At 68.3% G+C, this 19,405-nt stretch carries 16 protein-coding genes; 5 read left to right on the forward strand and 11 right to left on the reverse strand.

Annotation, left to right across the window (positions count from 1 at the left end; genetic code table 11):
• The 4 genes from RIN43_RS15285 to dut all read right to left on the reverse strand — a co-directional run.
• Positions 1 to 2,846: aconitate hydratase (locus tag RIN43_RS15285; protein ID WP_309129785.1), on the reverse strand; the 2,846-nt coding region annotated here is incomplete at its 3' end.
• Between the two features lie 131 nt (positions 2,847 to 2,977).
• Positions 2,978 to 3,715 (reverse strand): DUF3159 domain-containing protein, encoded by a 738-nt coding sequence (locus RIN43_RS15290; RefSeq protein ID WP_309129786.1) that lies wholly within the window; start codon positions 3,713 to 3,715, stop codon positions 2,978 to 2,980.
• Positions 3,712 to 4,299, reverse strand: coding sequence for a DUF3710 domain-containing protein (locus RIN43_RS15295; protein WP_309129787.1), 588 nt, complete (start codon positions 4,297 to 4,299; stop codon positions 3,712 to 3,714). Before RIN43_RS15295 ends, RIN43_RS15290 begins: the two co-directional genes overlap by 4 nt.
• Positions 4,296 to 4,745 carry a dUTP diphosphatase gene (gene dut, locus RIN43_RS15300; protein ID WP_309129788.1) on the reverse strand — a complete coding sequence of 150 codons (450 nt, stop codon included), beginning with the start codon at positions 4,743 to 4,745 and terminating at the stop codon, positions 4,296 to 4,298. The genes RIN43_RS15295 and dut overlap by 4 nt, the downstream gene beginning before the upstream one ends.
• A 3-nt stretch (positions 4,746 to 4,748) precedes the next feature.
• Here dut and RIN43_RS15305 point away from each other — a divergent pair, with 3 nt between their 5' ends.
• Positions 4,749 to 5,243 (forward strand): DUF3093 domain-containing protein, encoded by a 495-nt coding sequence (locus RIN43_RS15305; protein WP_309129789.1) that lies wholly within the window; start codon positions 4,749 to 4,751, stop codon positions 5,241 to 5,243.
• A 51-nt stretch (positions 5,244 to 5,294) separates the two neighbouring features.
• Here the strand turns inward: RIN43_RS15305 and RIN43_RS15310 are convergent, their stop codons facing one another.
• Positions 5,295 to 5,588 carry a DUF4193 domain-containing protein gene (locus RIN43_RS15310; protein WP_309129790.1) on the reverse strand — a complete coding sequence of 98 codons (294 nt, stop codon included), beginning with the start codon at positions 5,586 to 5,588 and terminating at the stop codon, positions 5,295 to 5,297.
• A gap of 209 nt (positions 5,589 to 5,797) precedes the next feature.
• Here RIN43_RS15310 and sepH point away from each other — a divergent pair, with 209 nt between their 5' ends.
• Positions 5,798 to 6,823, forward strand: coding sequence for a septation protein SepH (sepH, locus tag RIN43_RS15315; RefSeq protein WP_309129791.1), 1,026 nt, complete (start codon positions 5,798 to 5,800; stop codon positions 6,821 to 6,823).
• A 39-nt stretch (positions 6,824 to 6,862) separates the two neighbouring features.
• Here sepH and RIN43_RS15320 read toward each other — a convergent pair whose 3' ends face one another.
• Positions 6,863 to 7,990, reverse strand: coding sequence for an alkaline phosphatase family protein (locus RIN43_RS15320; protein WP_309129792.1), 1,128 nt, complete (start codon positions 7,988 to 7,990; stop codon positions 6,863 to 6,865).
• A gap of 83 nt (positions 7,991 to 8,073) precedes the next feature.
• On the opposite strand from RIN43_RS15320, the gene RIN43_RS15325 reads away from it, so the two are divergent.
• On the forward strand, positions 8,074 to 10,518 hold the full coding sequence (locus tag RIN43_RS15325) for a DNA topoisomerase IV subunit A (protein ID WP_309129793.1): 2,445 nt from the start codon (positions 8,074 to 8,076) through the stop codon (positions 10,516 to 10,518).
• Positions 10,519 to 10,636: 118 nt separating this feature from the next.
• On the opposite strand, the gene RIN43_RS15330 is transcribed toward RIN43_RS15325, so the two are convergent.
• Complete coding sequence (locus RIN43_RS15330) at positions 10,637 to 12,100, reverse strand: M60 family metallopeptidase (RefSeq protein ID WP_309129794.1); 1,464 nt, start codon at positions 12,098 to 12,100, stop codon at positions 10,637 to 10,639.
• A 255-nt stretch (positions 12,101 to 12,355) separates the two neighbouring features.
• The gene (locus RIN43_RS15335; RefSeq protein WP_309129795.1) at positions 12,356 to 14,434 is read right to left on the reverse strand and encodes a DNA topoisomerase IV subunit B; all 2,079 of its coding nucleotides are present in this window, start codon (positions 14,432 to 14,434) and stop codon (positions 12,356 to 12,358) included.
• Between the two features lie 171 nt (positions 14,435 to 14,605).
• On the opposite strand from RIN43_RS15335, the gene RIN43_RS15340 reads away from it, so the two are divergent.
• A complete protein-coding gene (locus RIN43_RS15340; protein ID WP_309129796.1) occupies positions 14,606 to 14,818 on the forward strand; it encodes a hypothetical protein in 213 nt (70 codons plus the stop codon).
• A gap of 45 nt (positions 14,819 to 14,863) precedes the next feature.
• Here RIN43_RS15340 and RIN43_RS15345 read toward each other — a convergent pair whose 3' ends face one another.
• Positions 14,864 to 15,877 carry an alanine racemase gene (locus RIN43_RS15345; protein ID WP_309129797.1) on the reverse strand — a complete coding sequence of 338 codons (1,014 nt, stop codon included), beginning with the start codon at positions 15,875 to 15,877 and terminating at the stop codon, positions 14,864 to 14,866.
• Positions 15,877 to 16,593, reverse strand: coding sequence for an alanine racemase C-terminal domain-containing protein (locus RIN43_RS15350; protein ID WP_309129798.1), 717 nt, complete (start codon positions 16,591 to 16,593; stop codon positions 15,877 to 15,879). Before RIN43_RS15350 ends, RIN43_RS15345 begins: the two co-directional genes overlap by 1 nt.
• 124 nt (positions 16,594 to 16,717) lie before the next feature.
• Between RIN43_RS15350 and RIN43_RS15355 the strand changes: the two genes are divergently transcribed.
• Entirely contained in the window at positions 16,718 to 17,716 is a 999-nt protein-coding gene (locus RIN43_RS15355; protein WP_375163760.1) for a sugar-transfer associated ATP-grasp domain-containing protein, read from the forward strand.
• Positions 17,717 to 17,772: 56 nt separating this feature from the next.
• On the opposite strand, the gene murJ is transcribed toward RIN43_RS15355, so the two are convergent.
• Positions 17,773 to 19,353 carry a murein biosynthesis integral membrane protein MurJ gene (murJ, locus tag RIN43_RS15360; protein WP_309129800.1) on the reverse strand — a complete coding sequence of 527 codons (1,581 nt, stop codon included), beginning with the start codon at positions 19,351 to 19,353 and terminating at the stop codon, positions 17,773 to 17,775.
• Positions 19,354 to 19,405: the final 52 nt, after the last annotated feature.

A 19,405-nucleotide genomic window follows, 5' to 3' on the forward strand; every position in this document is an offset into this window, starting at 1 on the left:
CCGCCGTTGCGGTAGTAGTCGGCCTCACCGGGGGTGTCGATGCGGACGACCGCATCGAACTCGATGATCTGCTTGCCCTCGGCCGAGAACTCGCTCGGGGTCGCAGTGACCTTGACGGTCTTGGGCGTCACGCCCTCGTTGAGCTGCTCGAGCCCCTCGATCGAGACGATCTCCGTGCCGTCGAGACCCAGCGACTCCCACGACTCCCCCGCGGGGAACTGCAGCGGGACGACGCCCATGCCGATCAGGTTCGACCGGTGGATGCGCTCGAAGCTCTCGGTGATGACCGCCTTGACGCCCAGCAGGTTCGTGCCCTTCGCCGCCCAGTCGCGAGACGAGCCGGAGCCGTACTCCTTGCCGCCGAAGATCACGAGCGGGATGCCCTGGTCCTGGTAGTTCTGCGAGGCGTCGTAGATGTACGCCTGAGGGCCGCCGGCCTGAGTGAAGTCACGGGTGTAGCCGCCCTCGACCTGCTGACCGTCGTTGACCGCCTTCACCAGCGCGTTCTTCAGGCGGATGTTCGCGAACGTTCCGCGGATCATCACCTCGTGGTTTCCACGGCGCGAGCCGTACGAGTTGAAGTCCTTCTGCGCCACGCCGTGCTCGGTGAGGTACTGCGCGGCCGGGGTGCCGGCCTTGATGTTGCCCGCGGGCGAGATGTGGTCGGTCGTGACCGAGTCGCCCAGCGTAGCGAGGACGCGCGCACCCGTGATGTCCTTCACCGGCGCGGGAGTGATCTCCATGCCGTCGAAGTACGGGGCCTTGCGGACGTAGGTCGACTCGTCGTCCCACTCGAAGATGGGGCCCGTCGGGGTCGGAAGGTTCTTCCAGCGCTCGTCGCCGTCGAAAACGGTGGCGTACTGCTTGATGAACTGGTCGCGCGAGATCGACGTGTCGATGATCTCCTGCACCTCTTCGGGCGCAGGCCAGATGTCCTTCAGGAACACGTCGTTGCCGTCGGCGTCCTGGCCCAGCGCGTCGTTCTCGAAGTCGAAGTGCATCGACCCGGCCAGCGCGTAGGCGACCACCAGCGGCGGGCTGGCGAGGTAGTTCATCTTCACATCGGGGCTGATACGGCCCTCGAAGTTGCGGTTGCCCGAGAGCACGGCGGTGACAGCGAGGTCGTGGTCGTTGATCGCGGCCGAGACCTCATCGATCAGCGGGCCGGAGTTTCCGATGCAGATCGTGCAGCCGTAGCCGACCGTGAAGAAGCCGAGACCCTCGAGATCCTTGTCGAGGCCGGACTTCTCGTAGTAGTCGGTGACGACCTTCGAGCCGGGTCCGAGCGTCGTCTTCACCCAGGGCTTCTGCTTGAGGCCCTTCTCGCGCGCCTTTCGGGCGAGCAGCCCGGCGGCGATCATCACCGAGGGGTTCGACGTGTTGGTGCACGAGGTGATGGCGGCGAGCGTGACCGCCCCGTTGTCGAGGATGTACTTCTCGCCCGACGGCGTGGTCACCGGAACCGGCTTCGAGGCGTTCGCCGGGGCACCGCTGTTGATGTGCACCGGACGCGTGTTCGGCTCCTCCTCACCGGGCACGGTGCCGGGGTCGGATGCCGGGAAGGAGTGCTTCGATTCCAGGTCGACGATGTCGTCGCTGGTGGATGCGGTCGCGTAGCTGACGATGTCCTTCTCGAACTGCTGCTTCGCCTCCGAGAGGAGGATGCGGTCCTGCGGGCGCTTGGGACCAGCGATCGACGGCACGACGGTCGAGAGATCGAGCTCCATGTACTCGGAGAAGGAGGGCTCCTTATCCGGGTCGTGCCACAGGCCCTGCGCCTTCGCATACTGCTCGACGAGGGAGACCGCCTGCTCCTCACGCCCCGTGAGGCGCAGGTACTCGAGGGTGACGTCATCGATCGGGAAGATCGCGGCCGTGGAGCCGAACTCCGGCGACATGTTGCCGATGGTGGCACGGTTGGCCAGCGGCACCGAGGCCACGCCCGCGCCGTAGAACTCGACGAACTTGCCGACAACGCCGTGCTGGCGCAGCATGTCGGTGATGGTGAGCACGACATCGGTCGCCGTGACACCGGCGGGGATCTCGCCGGTGAGCTTGAAGCCGACCACGCGCGGGATCAGCATCGACACGGGCTGGCCGAGCATGGCCGCCTCGGCCTCGATGCCGCCGACGCCCCATCCGAGCACACCCAGGCCGTTGACCATGGTGGTGTGCGAGTCGGTGCCGACACAGGTGTCGGGGTAGGCGCGGAGCACGCCGTCGACCGTGCGGTCGTAGATCACCTTGGCGAGGTGCTCGATGTTCACCTGGTGCACGATGCCGGTGCCGGGGGGCACGACCTTGAAGTCGTCGAAAGCAGTCTGCCCCCAGCGCAGGAACTGGTAGCGCTCGCCGTTGCGCTGGTACTCGATCTCGACGTTGCGCTCGATCGCGTCGGGGCGGCCGAACAGATCGGCGATGACGGAGTGGTCGATCACCATCTCGGCGGGCGAGAGCGGGTTGATCTTATTGGGGTCACCGCCCAGCGCAGTGACCGCCTCGCGCATGGTGGCGAGGTCGACGATGCAGGGCACGCCGGTGAAGTCCTGCATCACGACGCGCGCGGGCGTGAACTGGATCTCGGTGTCGGGGTCAGCGGAGGGGTCCCAGGAACCCAGCGCCTCGATCTGCGCCTTGGTCACGTTCGCGCCGTCCTCGGTGCGCAGCAGGTTCTCGAGCAGCACCTTCAGGCTGAAGGGAAGCTTCTCGTGGCCGGCGACCGTGTCGACGCGGAAGATCTCGTAGTCGGTGCTGCCGACCGTCAGGGTGCTCTTGGCACCGAAGCTGTTCACCGTGGACACGAATCCGTCTCCTTCTGCTCGGATGGAAGCGACAGGCGATTCCATCTTGCTCGCCGACGAAGCCCCGAGGCTAGCAAGGCTCGCCTTACCAGTCTGCGACGTCCACCACGTCGGCGGTAGCGTGAAATTTATCTTGATGTCGAGATAAATCTACCAGAAGCGACGGACGCTCGGGATCATTCCGATCGGGGGTAGAGCGCGCGCACCACGAGCCACGTGACGGCCACCATCGGCGCGAACAGCGGCAGGCCCATGATCAGCTTGAGCGTGCCGAGCAGCGTGACCTGATCGGTGAGATACAGGGGCAGCTGCACGGCCAGCCGCGCCAGGAACAGCGCGCCCCAGGCGATGCCGAGCCAGAAGAACGTCCTCCGTTTGCGCCGGTCGGCGCGCCAGGCGGTGCCCTCCCCCATCAGGAAGCCCGCGGCGAGCCCGATCAGAGACCACCCGACCAGTGCCGAGACGATCATGCCGGTGCCGTACAGCGCGTTGGTGATCAGACCCGGCACGAAGTTGTCAGCGCCTCGTCCGGTCCACAGCGCCAGAGCGGCTGCCACGCCTGCGGCGACCAGTCCGCCCAGTGCCGCGGAGGGTGCCGATCTCTGCGCGAGCCGCACGAGCGTGAAGACCGCCGCCAGACCGACGGACACGCCGAGCGAGAGGACCAGCGGCTCGGGACGCAGCGTGAACAGCACCACGAACGCCAGGCTGGGCAGAACCGATTCCAGGATGCCGCGCCACCCGCCCATCGCCGTCCAGACGACCTTGTGCGTGCTCCCGTCGCCGTCCGGGTCCAGCCCGGCCCGTCGCGCAGCGCCTCCGAGAGCGGCGCCGAGGAGATCGGCCGCAGACGACTCGGGCGCGGGTTCCGTCTCCCGGGAAGCACGGTCGCGCTCGTCGGGCTGAGCCGTCACGCCGCGCCCGGGGTGGCAGGCATCTTGAGGGGGATGAGGTCGCGCGGCGGCATCGGCGATCCGCCCCGCACGACGACGATGGAGCGGAACAGGTCCTCGACCTGCTCTGCCGCCGTCGGGTCGGACGCGGCCTCGCCGCCGATCACTCCTCGCAGGAACCAGCGCGGGCCGTCGACGCCGACGAAGCGGGCGAGGCGCATTCCGGATCCCTCGGCGGCCGTGGCGGGGACCTCGGCGAGAAGCTCCTTACCCAGAGGGCCGTCGCGTTCCTCGACGCGGCCGCCCTGAGCGCGGATCTGGTCGCGCAGCTGCACGCGGGTCTCGTCCCACAGGCCGCGCGAGCGTGGTGCGGCGAACGGCTGCACCTGAAGGGAGGAGGAGGCGTAGTCCAGCCCGACCGCGACGATGCGCTTGGTCTGCTCCTCAACCTCGAGACGCAGGTTCAGTCCGTCGCGCGGAAGCACCTTGATGCCTCCGAGGTCGATGTAGGGGCGGACGGGGTTCGCCTCGGCATCGTCGAACGGTCCCGCCGTCGCGCGGTCGGCAGGCGCCGACTTCAGCGTCGGTTCGATCTCTTCAGTCATTCGCTCTTTCCCTGGGTGTATCCGGTCGACCCGAACCCGCCGTCCCCCCGGACGCTGTCGGGCAGCTCAGTCATCTGCTCGAACTCCGCCTGGACGACGGGCATCACGATCAGCTGGGCGATCCGGTCGCCGACCGCCACATCGTACGCTTCGCGGCTGTCGGTGTTCAGCAGGCACACCTTGATCTCGCCGCGGTATCCCGCGTCGACCGTGCCAGGCGAGTTGACGACGGTGATGCCGTGCTTCGCCGCGAGGCCACTGCGTGGCACGACGAAAGCCGCGTACCCCTCCGGTAGCGCGATGCGCACGCCGGTGCCGACGAGCGCCCGCTCGCCGGGTTCGAGCCGCACGGCTTCGGCCGCCACCAGATCGGCACCGGCATCTCCCGGGTGCGCATAGGCTGGCACGGTGGCTGCGATGATCGGGACGGCAACGGAATGAGTCACCCCATGAGGCTAGTGCAGAACGAACACCGCGGCACGCGGGAGATCTACCGGGAGCGGCTCGCACCCGGCCTGTGGATGCTGGTGACCATCGCCCTCGCCGGGCCCATGGCCGCACTCGTGTTCACGCCCGTCGGCGCCACGATCGCCCTCATCATCGGAGCGCTGGTCTCGCTGCTGCTCGTGACGCTGAGCATCATCGCCTCCCCCACAGTCCGCGTGACGGAGACGACTCTGTACGCGGGCCGCGCCCACATCGACGCGCACTGGCTCGGCGAGCCGCAGGCATTCACCGGCGAGGAGGCGATGGCGAGGCGCACCCGCGACATCGCCCGGGACGGGTGGCACCTGATCCGGGGCGGGATCGACGGGATCGTGATCGTCCCGATCGACGATCCCGACGACCCGGTGAGCAGCTGGACCATCTCGACGCGGACCCCCGATCGGCTTCTCGCGGCGATCATGACCGCCAGGCGCAGCGAGCGTCCAGAGCGCCCCTGAACGCAGAACGCGCCCCGGCTCGAGGCCGGGGCGCGGACGTCTTCGGGTGCGTCAGGCGGCGCACTCCTTGCAGATGGGGCCGTCAGCGCCCTCGTGGTCGAGCTGCGAGCGGTGCTTCACCAGGAAGCAGCTCATGCAGGTGAACTCGTCCTGCTGGGCGGGGAGCACGACGACGTCGAGCTCCACATCGGACAGGTCCGCACCGGGGAGCTCGAACCCCGTGGGGTTGTCCGAGTCCTCGACGTCGCCGGAGCCGGACTGGGTGCTCGGCACACGCTCCTTGAGTGCTTCGATCGACTCGGAGTCGTCTTCGCTCTTACGAGGTGCGTCGTAGTCGGTTGCCATGCGGTGAATCTCCACTTCCGTGGTACGAGTGGTGTCTGGGGGAAGCGCCGTTTTCGGGTGAGCGGCGGCCATAGTTTGCACGACCCGTGGGCATTTCGCAAATACCGGGGGACGCGCTCTGGGAAACTCGCGGCACGCCCACGGTATTCCCGGCCGCTCACGGATGCTCGTGACACCATGAACACACACCCATCCAGAGGGGCATTCGCATGGAAAACGTCACCATCGTCGGAACAGAAGCGGGAGTTCTCGTCCTCGCCACGGAGTCGGGTCAGCGCTTCGCGCTTCCCATCGACGACGTGCTGCACCGCGAGATCCGTCGGGCGACCCGTGATGCCGAACCCTCCGCGACCCGGCTGGCGGCGAGCCCGCGCGACATCCAGGCGCAGATCCGCGCCGGGCTGTCGGCGGCAGAGGTCGCCGCGCTGCTGGGTGTGAGCGAGGCCGACGTGGCGCGTTTCGAAGGACCCGTGCTCGCCGAGCGTGAGCACATCGTCGATCAGGCCCTCGCCGTGCCGGTGCTCATCGGCAGCGAGGTCGAGCCAGACGCGCAGCCCACATTCGGCACCGCCGTGCGCGCCAAGCTGGCAGACCTGCAGGCCACCGACGAGCGCTGGGCGAGCTGGAAGGACGACTCCGGCTGGACCGTCAAGCTCGAGTTCACCGCGAACGACGTGGCCCATGACGCGCGCTGGAGCTTCGACCCTCGACGCAGCACGCTGACGCCCTCGAACGCCGACGCCACGCAGCTCTCGCGGCAGGGGTCGCTTCCGGAGGGCCTCATCCCCCGCCTCCGCGCGGTGGACTCCGAGCGGGTCTCACCGTACAAGGACGACAGCCGATTCGACTCCGGGGCATTCGGGCCACGCCTGCTCCCCCAGCCCGGCTCGCAGGACGAAGAGCCCCAGCTTCCGGAGCGGGCGAGCGCGGCCGTGCAGGACGCCGCTGCGCGGCATGCACCCGAGGAGAGCCGCACCAGCGCCGAGACGGCCGATCTGCTCGAGGCCCTGCGCCGCCGGCGTGGTCAGCGCGAGTCGGCACCGCTGTTCGAGGACGAGCGCGACGCGGAGTCGCCGATCGCCTTGTTCGATGCCGTCGCAGACGAGGAGCCGACACCCGAGCCAGAGCCGGCACCGCGATCGGAGCCGGCTGAGGTCGGCGGTGGTCGCCGCAAGCGCCGCAACTCGATGCCGTCGTGGGACGAGATCGTGTTCGGCGCGCGCACCGACGAGTGACTCGCTTCGACCGGGCGCCCCGCCCGCATCAGCAGATGTTTAACGCCGGAACGCGCCGAGACGGATGAGCGGTACTCGCCACTCCTCCGGGGTGAGCGCGCCGTGCTGCCCGATCATGCCGCGGCCGCGCTGATCCTCGTCGTCACCGTCGTAAAGCGCGAAGTTGGATCGGGCGATGGCGAGCAGGTCCCCCATGCGTTCGCGCGCGGCATCCGTCACCCCGGACCCGAAAAGCCCTGCGTCGATCGCCTCCGTGCGACTGAGCACGTCCGCGAAGCCCTCCAGATCCCTGCGCCAGCGCTGCGCGATCGGAGTCGGATCGGCGTCGGACTCCAGGTACACGTGCAGCATCCGCGGCTCGCCGCCGATGTGACGCACCCCGTCGTGCCATCCACCCGCGCCGTCGAGCACCAGCTGCCGCTGCGGCGGCACATCCACCATGCCATGATCCGCGGTGACGAGCACGCCGACGCCGTCCGGCACCCGGCGCGACAGCGCGGCGTCGATGTCCTCCAGCGCCGCCGCCCACTCCCCCGAGTCGATTCCGTGCTTGTGCCCCGCCTTGTCGACCTCGGGCAGGTAGCAGTAGACGAGCGCGCCGTCGTGGGCATCCGCCAGATCCCACGCCAGCTCCACCCGCTCGGCCGGAGACGTCGCAGCCCGGAACTCGGCGCCGCGAAGCGTCGCGCGACTGAACCCGCTGCCTGCATACGCGGGGATGCCGACGGCGAATGCGCGGCCGCCGGCGGCCGCGAACTGCTCGAACACTGTCGGCGACGGCTGCCACGCCATGGGATCGAGGCCGAGCTTGTCCCACTCCGAGAGCTGATTCACGAGCACGTCGCGGTGCGGATCGAGAACCCGATAGCCGACGAGCCCATGCAGCCCGGGTGTGACGCCGGTGAGCAGCGTGGTCAGCGCGGCTGCGGTCGTCGTCGGAAACGCCGAGCCGATGACGTCCTTCCTTGCCATCGCGGCGGCAAGCGTGCGCGCATGTCCGGCGTGGGCCCGCAGCGGTATGACGCCGAGACCGTCCACGACCGCGAGCACGGCCGACCGGGCCGCCGGAAGAGCATCCGTCCCGCCTCGCAAGGCTGCGAGCAGCTGTGGCGCCACCCCGGCGATGCTCCGCGTCGTATCGGGGCTGGACGGTAGCATGAGTGACATCCGGGTCAGTCTTTCACAGGCATCCCGACGCACGGCGCGCGAGTGCCGATGCGAGTCCGTCCCGAGCGCCCTGCAGGAAGTCCATGCCGCGTACCGATACGTCCGAGCCCGTTCAGGAGAACATCCAGGACATCGACCTCTCCGAGGAGATGCAGGGATCCTTTCTCGAGTACGCGTACTCGGTGATCTACTCCCGAGCCCTGCCCGACGCCCGCGACGGCCTGAAGCCGGTCCAGCGACGCATCCTCTTCCAGATGGCGGAGATGGGCCTGCGTCCGGACCGAGGGCACGTGAAGAGCGCGCGCGTCGTCGGCGAGGTGATGGGAAAGCTGCATCCGCACGGCGATTCGGCCATCTATGACGCCCTGGTGCGGCTCGCCCAGGACTTCTCACTGCGCGTGCCCCTGGTCGACGGACACGGCAACTTCGGCTCCCTGGATGACGGACCGGCGGCCTCCCGCTACACCGAGGCGCGCCTGGCGGCGCCGTCCATCGCCATGACGGAGAGCCTCGACGAGGACGTCGTGGACTTCATCCCCAACTACGACGGTCAGTTCCAGCAGCCGTCCGTGCTGCCTGCCGCCTTCCCGAACCTGCTCGTCAACGGCGCGAGCGGGATCGCTGTGGGCATGGCGACGAGCATGGCCCCGCACAACCTCATCGAGGTGATCGCCGCAGCCTCGCACCTTCTCGAGAACCCGGACGCCACCACAGAGGAGCTGATGGAGTTCGTGCCAGGCCCGGACTTCCCGTCCGGAGGCATCCTGATGGGCCTCGACGGCGTGAAGGACGCCTACGCGACCGGCCGCGGCGCACTCAAGGTGCGCGGCAAGGTGTCCATCGAGCCGCTCGGCCCCCGCCGCACCGGCATCGTGGTCACCGAGCTTCCCTACACGATCGGGCCCGAGCGTCTCATCGAGAAGATCCGCGACGCCGTTCAGGCGAAGAAGCTGCAGGGCATCAGCGACGTCACCGACCTGACAGACCGCAACCACGGTCTGCGCATCCAGATCGGCGTCAAGACCGGCTTCGATCCCAACGCCGTGCTCGAGCAGCTCTACCGACTCACCCCCCTCGAGGACTCGTTCAACATAAACAACGTCGCGCTCGTCGACGGTCAGCCGCGCACCCTCGGGCTCAAGGAACTGCTTTCGGTGTATGTGAAGCATCGCCTCGAGGTGATCACGCGCCGCAGTCGCTACCGGCTCGCCAGGCGCGAAGAGCGCCTGCACCTCGTCGAGGGCCTGCTGATCGCGATCCTCGACATCGACGAGGTCATCCAGGTGATCCGCTCGTCGGACGACGCGGAGGCGGCGCGCAGCAGGCTGCGCGCGGTGTTCGACCTCTCCGACCCGCAGGCTGAGTACATCCTCGAGCTGCGACTGCGCAGGCTGACGAAGTTCTCGCGCATCGAGCTCGAAGCCGAACGGGACAAGCTGCTGGCCGAGATCGCCGAGCTGAAGGAGCTGCTCGAAAGCGACGCCCTGCTTCGGGCTCAGGTGATCCGCGAACTGGACGCCGCGGCCGAGGCCTACGGCACGCCACGTCGCACCATGCTGCTCAACGCCGCGCCCCCCAAGCCCCGGGCGTCGAAGGGTGCGGTCGACCTGCAGATCGCCGATTCCCCCACCCTGGTCGTGCTTTCGACCACTGGACGTGCGGTGCGGGTGGACCTGGCGGACGGCCAGGAGATCCCTGCCGTCACGCGCCGAAGCAAGCACGATGCGATCCTGACGACGCTCGCCACGACGGCCCGCGCCGAGATCGGTGCCGTGACCTCGACCGGGCGTGTACTGCGCTTCTCCCCCGTGGATCTGCCGTCCATGCCTCCGGCCTCCGTGCACCTGGCCGCAGGTGTTGCGCTGCGCGATTACGTCGGTCTGCTCGACAAGAGCGAGCGCATCCTCGGCCTGATCCGGTTCGATGACGACACCCCGCTTGCGCTCGGCACGAAGGGTGGCGTCGTCAAGCGCGTCGTTCCCTCCGGCCTGCCGGTGCGGCCGGAGGTGGAGATCATCGGTATGAAGCCGGGCGACGTCGTCATCGGTGCGGCCGCTGCGCCTGACTCGGCAGAACTGGTGTTCGTCACCTCTGACGCCCAGCTGCTGCACTTCCCCGCCGCCGCGGTGCGTCCGCAGGGCGCACCGGCGGGAGGAATGGCGGGTATGAAGCTGGGCGCGGGCGCCGAGGTGATCTCGTTCACGGCGGTGCACGATCCGGCGGATGCCGTGGTCGTGACGGTGTCCGGCGCCGAGGGCATCATCGCGGGAACGGATGCAGGCCGTGCAAAGGTGTCGTCGTTCGGCGAGTTCCCCGGCAAGGGAAGGGCCACCGGCGGCGTGCGCGCGCATTCCCTGCTGAAGGGAGAGGACCGGCTTCGCCTGGCATGGGCGGGTCCGTCCGAGCTCAGGGCGGTCGGTCCCGACGGCGCTGCCCGGACCCTGCCTGCGCCGGGAGCGAAGCGGGATGCGTCCGGGCAGCCGCTCGACGCGGTGGTCGGCTCCGTGGGCTCAGCGCTCGGCACCTGACCGCCAGTGCGCGACGCGACGGTGGGACCGTCGCCGCTGAAGACTCAGCTGGTGAGGGACAGAGACGTCGCGAGGGCACCGCACCGACAGCCGGTGTCGATGCGGTGCCCTCGATGACTCACGACTGCAGACGCTCGGCGAGATCGCGCTGCGCGTCGTCGCGGATCTCCGACGGGTCGAACGACGGCGGCGTCAGCCCAGCGGCCGCGATCTGCGCACGCGCTTCGTCGTCGACGACGAAGCCCCATTTCAGGAAGTACTCGCTCAGGTCTGCGCCGGCGGCTTTGCTGAACCAGATCACCAGCATCCGCAGCCGGTAGGCTTCGTCGGCCCAGTCACCCTTCCACGGGCGCTCGGTACGCACCATCTTGTGCAGCCTCGGCCAGAAGCCGGGGAAGCCGAGCCGCAGCTGTTCGAACATCACGAGACGCTCGTACGCGTCGAAAGTCTTGCCATAGACCGCTCCGGGCGTGCCGATCTTGGGGATCGCGCTGTCCCACGGCGTGACGCCGGTCTTGGCGTCGGGGGTGAACAGGCGCGGCATCTGACCGTACTTCACCGCGAAGGCGGCGTTGACCGCGAGGGAGTAGACGTTCACGGTGACCTCGGTCAGCGAGGTGGGCTTGTAGACCATCTGCTGATGCTGGTGGCCGAGCTCGTGATAGAGACCCCAGCCCCGCATCCGCACGCCCTCCACAGTGAGCAGGCGGTCTTGGATGGGAGGAGGGAACGACATGTGGCCGTGCGTCGCGTACGCGCCGACACCGGTGATCGCATTCGGGAACCCGACGAAGTGATACGGATGGGCCTGCCGTGCGTGTTCCGGCGCGGAGCCGTCGTAGCCCGATGTGGCGTCCTCGATCGCGATGATGTCCTCGAAGGTGTCCATCAGCGCCGCGTGGTCCTCGGTGCGGAACTTCAATGCCGAGGCGCGCTCGACGGTGACGATCGCATGCGCGCTGACGAACTCCACGTAGGGTGTGAGCCACTCGTCGAGCTGGGTCTGGAACTGCGATTCCCCCGTGCGGCCGTGGATGAAGTACGGCATGCGCTGCGCGTCTCCGGTGATGACCGCCCGGACGTGACCGGCGTCGCCGATGACTTTGAAGTACAGGACGCCGCCCCCGGCGTCGGTGATGGTGTTCTTCCCGGCGGAGAGCGCATACTCGCGGGGCTTCTTGAACTCCGGTCGGGCGTCGCTGTCGGGTGCGCCCACGACCAGCGTCGCGTTGGGCGCCGTGAGCTCCTGCACCTGGATCTGCAGTGGTGTGTTCGCCGGGAGATAGAAGCCCGTGGACTGAAGGTTCGTGTTGCAGAGGGCGATCTGCAGCCGGATCTCCTCGCCCTCGTGCACACCGGGTTGGCCGTGGTGCGAATCGGGCAGCGCTCGGAAGTACAGCTCTCGGCTCTGCGCACCGCTGCTGTCGACGGCGGCGGCGGACATCGCGGACCAGGGCACCAGCATGCCTCCTGCGACGGTCGCCATCACCCCCAGCGCGGTCCGGCGGGTGAACGACGCCGTCATGGCGCGCGCACCGATGCCGCCCACAGCGGCGGGGGCGGTCGTCTGGTTTTCACTCATGAGACTTCCTCTCGGTCGTTTCCGCGGCAATAGCCGCGCGAGTTAACGAAAGCGCTTTCTATCAAAGTTGGCAACCAGTTCCGCACAATTTCCCTGAAATTGGCGATCAATGCAAGCGGTGCGGAACCATAGCGTAGAAAGCGGTTACTAGCCAGGCGTAAGTACGGCGTTGTCGGGAGCCCGCCACGCACAGAGGTGCTGGTACGGATCGATGACAGCACCGCCCGGTGCCGGAGTACCTGGGTGAGAGAGGTGCTACGCGTCGATGGACTCGCGAGAGAGGCGGTCGGCAGACTCGACGATGAACTCGCGGCGCGGAGCCACCTCGTTGCCCATCAGCAGCTCGAACACGCGACCCGCAGCCTCGGCGTCCTCCATGCGCACTCGGCGCAGCAGACGCCCGGAGCGATCCATCGTCGTGGTGGCCAGCTGCTCTGCATCCATCTCGCCGAGGCCCTTGTAGCGCTGGATCGGCTCGTGCCAGCGGCGACTCTGCTTGCGCAGCTTCGTCAACAGTGTGTGCAGCTCCTGCTCGCTGTACGTGTAGATGGTCTCGTTGGGCTTCGAGCCCGGGTTGACGACGATCACCCGGTGCAGCGGCGGCACCGCGGCGAACACCCTGCCGTCCTCGATCAGCGGTCTCATGTACCGGTAGAACAACGTCAGCAGCAGCGTGCGAATGTGCGCGCCGTCGACATCCGCGTCGCTCATCAGGATCACCTTGCCGTAGCGCGCGGCGGAGAGATCGAAGGAGCGACCTGAGCCGGCGCCGATCACCTGGATGATCGAGGCGCACTCCGCGTTCGAGAGCATGTCGCTCACCGACGCCTTCTGCACGTTGAGGATCTTGCCCCGGATGGGCAGCAGCGCCTGATACTCGCTGTTGCGGGCGTTCTTGGCTGTTCCGAGCGCGGAATCGCCCTCGACGATGAAGAGCTCGCTGTGCGAGACGTCATTGGAGCGGCAGTCGACCAGCTTGGCCGGCAGCGAGGAGGACTCGAGGGCGTTCTTGCGACGCTGGGTCTCCTTGTGGGCCCGCGCCGAGACGCGGGCCTTCATCTCGGAGACGACCTTGTCGAGCAGCATCGAGGCCTGGTTCTTGTCGTCGCGCTTCGTCGACGTGAAGCGCTGCGCGAGTTCCTGGCGCACGACCTTGGCCACGATGGCGCGTACCGCAGGAGTGCCCAGTACCTCTTTGGTCTGGCCCTCGAACTGCGGCTCGGGCACGGTGACGTTGAGCACGGCCGTGAGGCCGGCGAGGACGTCGTCCTTCTCGAGCTTGTCGTTGCCGACCTTCAGTCGGCGCGCGTTCTGCTCGACCTGCCCGCGCAGCGTCTTCAGCAGCTCCTGCTCGAAGCCCTGCTGATGCGTGCCGCCCTTGGGTGTGGCGATGATGTTGACGAAGGAGCGCGTGGTCGTGTCGTATCCGGTGCCCCAGCGCAGTGCGATGTCGACGGTGCACTCGCGCTCGACCTCGGTGGCCTTCATGTGCCCGTCCGGCTGCAGAACGGGGACCGTCTCGGTGAAGGTTCCGCTGCCCTGAAGCCGCCATGTGTCGGTGACAGGGGCGTCCGTGGCGAGATACTCGACGAACTCCGCGATGCCGCCCTCGTAGTGGAATGAGGTCTCGTTGTGCGCCTCGTGGCGCTCGTCGCGGATGACCAGCTCGAGACCTGGGACGAGGAAGGCGGTCTGGCGCGCTCGCGTCTCGAGGTCGGGAAGCTGGAAGGCTGCGTCCCTGGTGAAGATCTGCCGGTCGGCCCAGTAGCGCACGCGCGTGCCGGTGACGCCCTTGGCGACCTTGCCCACCACGCGAAGCTCGCTGCGCTCCTCGAAAGGAGTGAAGGGAGCGTCAGGCCGAGGCTCGCCCTTGTCGGCGAACACGCCCGGCTCACCCCGATGGAACGACATCGCGTAGGTCTTGCCACCGCGGTCGACCTCGACGTCGAGACGCTCGGAGAGCGCGTTCACGACGGACGCCCCCACGCCGTGCAGGCCGCCGGACGCCGCATACGACCCGCCTCCGAACTTTCCGCCGGCATGCAGCTTGGTGTAGACCACCTCGACGCCGGTGAGCCCCGTGCGCGGCTCCACATCCACCGGCACGCCGCGGCCGCGGTCGCGCACCTCCACGCTGCCGTCCGCGTGCAGCACGATGTCGATCTTCGAGCCGTTGCCGGCGACAGCCTCGTCGACGGAGTTGTCGATGATCTCCCAGAGGCAGTGCATGAGCCCCGGCGATCCGTTCGAGCCGATGTACATGCCTGGGCGCTTGCGGACCGCTTCGAGCCCTTCGAGCACCTGGAGATGATGGGCGGAATACTCGGCGGTCACAATGTCTGATTCTATTCCGCGTCCCGGCATAGACCTCCGCGACACTCCCCGCGCGCTCCGCAGGACTCCGATCGCGTACGCGCACAGCGAAACACGCCGCACACCGGGCATGCGCACAGGCGTGCCGTGGTTGTATTGAGCAACGAACTCGATCACCGAGGAGGCACCGAGATGAACGCTACGACTGAACGCGAGACCGTCGAGTACCGCCTCACCGCCATGGACCGATGCGACTCCTGTGGGGCGCAGGCTTACATCGCCGCCGAGGTGAACGGCTCGGAGCTGCTGTTCTGCGCTCACCACGGGCGCAAGTACGAGGAGAAGCTGCGCGCGGTCGCCACCAGCTGGCACGACGAGACCGCACGTCTCATCGAAGCCGTCTGAGAGACAAGCACTGCGAGCAGACGCCCGGGGCCGAGGCCCTGGGCGTCACGCGTATCGGCGCGGCACCAGCGGCGACACCCGAGTGAGGATCTCCTCGCCGACGGTGTCGATGCGCTCAGCAAGATCGGTCGCGCTCACCGCGCCTGCGCCGAACACCTCGACCGCCTCGCCGCGTCGCGCTCCCTGCCAGCATTCGAGTTCCGTCCAGGTGCCATCCACCCGGCGGATGCGCGCCCCGTTCCCGATGGTCGCGCCGGTCAGGATCGACGGCAGGCCGTCGAGCGCGCCGATGCCGATGCGCACGACGTCCTCCCGGACGTCGACGACGTCCGCCGACAGACTGGCCACCGGGCGGATCCCCTCGAGATCCGAACCGTCAGCTGAGCGGATGCCGTAGCAGAAGGCACCGATCCGGCACAGCGTTCCCCGCAGCTCCGGCCGCCACCAGGACGCCGCGGACGCTGTGAGGTGCAGCTGTCGCGGCGTACCGCCTGCGTCGCGCAGCTCGTCGACCGCGGCGAGGAATCCGCGCTGCGCCTCGTCGTCCTCGGCGTCGCTCGCCTCGGCGAGATGGCTCCACACCCCGGTGACGCGCAGCACGCCGGCCTCCTCGGCACGACGGGCGGTGGCGACGGCATCGGCCCACTCCTCCGGGCGCAGTCCGTTGCGGTGCAGGCCCGTGTCGATCTTGAGGTGCACGCGGGCCCGGTGCTTCAGGCGCTCGGCCTCGGAGACGATGAGGCGAAGGTACTCAGCCGTGCCGACACCGAGATCGAGGTCGGCTTCGATCGCCTCGGCCGCCTCCGCGCCTGACGAGGTCGCCCAGGCGAAGATCCGCGCATGCGGGGCGATGGCACGCACGCGCAGCGCGGATGCCACGTCGTACGAGCCGATCCATTCCACGCCGGCCGAGAGTGCTGCGGGCACGGCCCATTCGAGGCCGTGCCCGTACGCGTCATCCTTGGTCACGAGCATCAGCTCGGCAGGCGCCGTCCGTTCCGTGACGGCGCGGAGGTTGCCGAGGAACGCCTCGGTCGAGATGTCCAGGCGCGCGCTCATCATTCCTCCTCCACGTGGCTCGCACGCAGGCCGGCGGCGCACACGAGCTCTGCCGCCGTGAGTCCGGTCGACGCGATCCACTCCCCGAGCGCATGGCGCGCCGGCCCCTTGCCACCGAAGAACGTCGTCTCAGCGCCGATCGGCGCAGCGTCGGAGGACATCGCCCCCGGATCCTGCAGGTCGACGACGCAGACATCCATCGCCACGCGCCCCACGATCGGATGCAGTTCGCCCTGCACCTCGACATGAGCGCGATTGCCGAGCGCCCGCACCACTGCCTGGGCGTAACCGCCGGTCACGAGTGCGATCGTCGTGTCGGACTCGGCACGGTGCGTGTATCCGTACGAGACCGCTTCTCCGCGATGCAGCCGCTTGAGTGACATGACCCGCCCCGCGAGCCGCATCACCGGGATGCGATCCGGCACGCTCTCGTCGGGCAACCCGTACAGCAGACCCGGATCGATGTCGGGCTCCTCGCTGACGGTCGCGCGCAGTCCGTGCGCTTCGAGCAGCCGCTGCTGCTCCTCGCCGTCGACGAGGACGCCGCTCACGCCCGCTCCGAGCACCGCGCGGGCGACGGTCAGCAGCCCATGCCCGTAAGCATCGCGACGGAGGTCCGCGATTCCGCCGCCGGCCGCCACCGCCTCCTTCGCGCTCGACGCGAGGGCTGAGCGGGAGATCACGGCGCGGGTCGCCGAGCTGCGATGTATCACCACCCGTCGAGTCTATGCGTCACCCACTGGACGCCCGGTGAGCACCGGCCGCTCAGCGGCAGCCGATTAGAATGGGCGTTTCGCCTGACGATCTGGAGAACGAATGCCTGCCAACGGCCTTGGCGTCATGCCCCGCCTGCGATACCTCATCGGCCGCGCCCGTCGCATCGATGTCGGATCGGTGCTCACCCGGGCCCGTGAGGTGCACGACCAGCACGGCAAGGCGGTTCCCGCGGTCGTCGCGGACATGCTATGGAGCGCGGCGTTCAAGAACGTCGGCTTCCAGGACTACGTCGACTACGACTTCGCGATGCTGACCGCCGCGGAGCGTTCGACCTACATGACACACCCGGTCTCGAACCAGCTGTCGCAGAAGTACGACGCCGAGGCGTACCGCCATCTGTTCCAGGACAAGCTGGCGTTCAACCGCACCTTCGACGCCTTCCTCCGCCGCGAATGGATGCAGGTCGAGGAGGGCAACGCGGCCAAGCTCGAGGATTTCGCCCGTCGCCATGGAACGCTCATCACGAAGACCCCCATGGGGCAGGCCGGCACGGGCGTGAAGCGCTATCACGCCGCTGATGTGGACGACTGGCAGCGGTTCCACCGCGAGCTGCTGCAGCGCGGTGAGCTTCTCGTCGAGCAGGTCATCGTGCAACACGACGACCTGTCGGCGGTCTGCCCCGGCACGGTCAACACCACCCGCGTGACCGCGTTCTTCGACGGAGAGCAGACGCACGTGCTCGCCGTCGCGCAGAAGTTCGGCCGCGGCGCGGTCAGCGACCAGATGACCTACGGCGGCTTCTACACGATGCTGGACGAGAAGGGACATGCCCGTTCCGCCGGTTACGACTCGCACGGCCACGTGCACCAGCACCACCCCGACTCGGGCTTCCCGATCGCCGACTTCCAGCTGCCGATGTTCGACGAGCTCGTGGCGTTCATCGACCAGGTCGCGCGTGTGGTCCCCCAGATCCAGTACGTCGGCTGGGACATCGTGATCACGCCGGATGGTCCCGTGCTCGTGGAGGGCAACTGGGGCGCCGGCGTCTACGAGAACAAGCCGTCGGTCTCGGGCATCCGCACCGGCAACAAGCACCGCTACCGCGCGGCCATCGGATTCTGACGCGGCGGGTTCCACGGCCTTTTCAAGGATCTCCTCCGGCTCTCGCCGGAGTCCGCTCAGCGACGCCGCAGCATTCGCACCGCAGCCCCGAGCTCCGGCACCCGGAACACGGCCAGCAGCGCGGCGTAGACCCCGCCGGTCACGACGGCGATGAGTGCCGCGCCGAGGGCGCCCCAGAACTTGTCGTGCAGCATCCAGCCGTCGGCGCCTCCCGCGAGCAGGAACACACCCCACCCCGCGCCCGCGGCGGGGATGGCCATCAGCACGAACCGGCACAGCGCGAGCCAGGTCGGTGCCAGACCGAATGAACCGAACTTCCTGCGCAGCAGGACCGCGGCGACCACGGTCTGCACCGTGCTGGCGAAGGACTGTGCCAGTGCGACGGCGGCTGCGCGCTGCTCGAGCGGCGTGGTCATCGCGACGACGACGGTGAGGACCAGCACCAGGGCGGCCTGCACGAGGGTGTAGATGAACGGAGTGCGCGCGTCGCCGTAGGCGTAGAAGGTGCGCTGCACGATGTAGAGCACCGCCAGCGGCAGCAAGCTGACCAGATAGGCCAGCAGCAGCGGCGCGATTGCGACGGCGTCGGCGGCGCTGTTGCTGAAGATGCGCGACGCGGGCAGCGACGCCACCGCGATGGCTGCTGTCGCGATGACGATGAGCAGTCCGAGGATGCGGATCGACTGCCTGACCGTCTCACGCAGTTCGCCGTGCTCTTCGGCGGCGGCGTGCTCGCTGATGCGGGTGAAGTACGGTGTGCCGACAGCGATCACGACCATCGAATACGCGACCATGAACACCAGCCAGGCGTACTGCGACGCGGCGACGGCGGCGTTCTCACCAGACGCAGGGGTCACCGTCTGCGACTGCACGATGCCGACGATCTGACCGGCGAGGGTGGTGAGGAAGGTCCAGAAGGCGAGCCTGCCCATGTGCCCGAGCCCCATGCCGCGCCAGCGGAAGTCGAGACGCAACGGGATGCCAACGCGACGCCAGAACAGCACGAGCACCACTGTCTGCGCGATGACGCCGGCCGTCGCGGTGCCGGACAGCATCAGCACCATCTGCGCAGACCAGCCCTCGAGCGTGCTGCGGTCCTGTCCGAACAGCACCATGAACAGCGCGAAGCCGGCGATCGACACCACGTTGTTGACGATCGGGGCCCACGCGTACGGTCCGAAGACCCGCCTGGCGTTGAGGATCTCGCCGAGCAGCGCGAACATCCCGTAGAAGAACAGCTGCGGCACGCACCAGTAGGCGAACTGCGTCGCCAGCGAATGCTGTGCGGTGCCGAAATCGGCGTAAAGGTCGATCAGCAACGGCGAGGCGAGCGTCGCCACGACCGTGATGGCGCCGACGATGAGCGTGCCCAGGGTCAGCAGCTTGGCCAGGAAGGCGTGACCGCCGTCCTTCTGTGCGCTCGCGCGCACCACCTGGGGCACGATCACACCGGTGAGGACACCTGCCGAGATGACCTGGTAGATGCTGTTCGGCAGCTGGTTCGCGACGGCGAAGGCGTCCGATGCCTTGCCGACCGACCCGATGGCTGCGACCAGTACGACCGCACGCAGCAGTCCGCTGAGCCGTGAGGCGAGAGTGCCGACGGCGATCGTCGCGCTGGCGCGGCCGTGACCCATTGGTCGCCTTCCTGTGTCGGGGCGGGCCCGGCGCGTGCACCGCGCCGGGCCG

Origin of the sequence: Microbacterium sp., from assembly GCF_031178445.1 — a bacterium.
Lineage (GTDB): Bacteria > Actinomycetota > Actinomycetes > Actinomycetales > Microbacteriaceae > Microbacterium.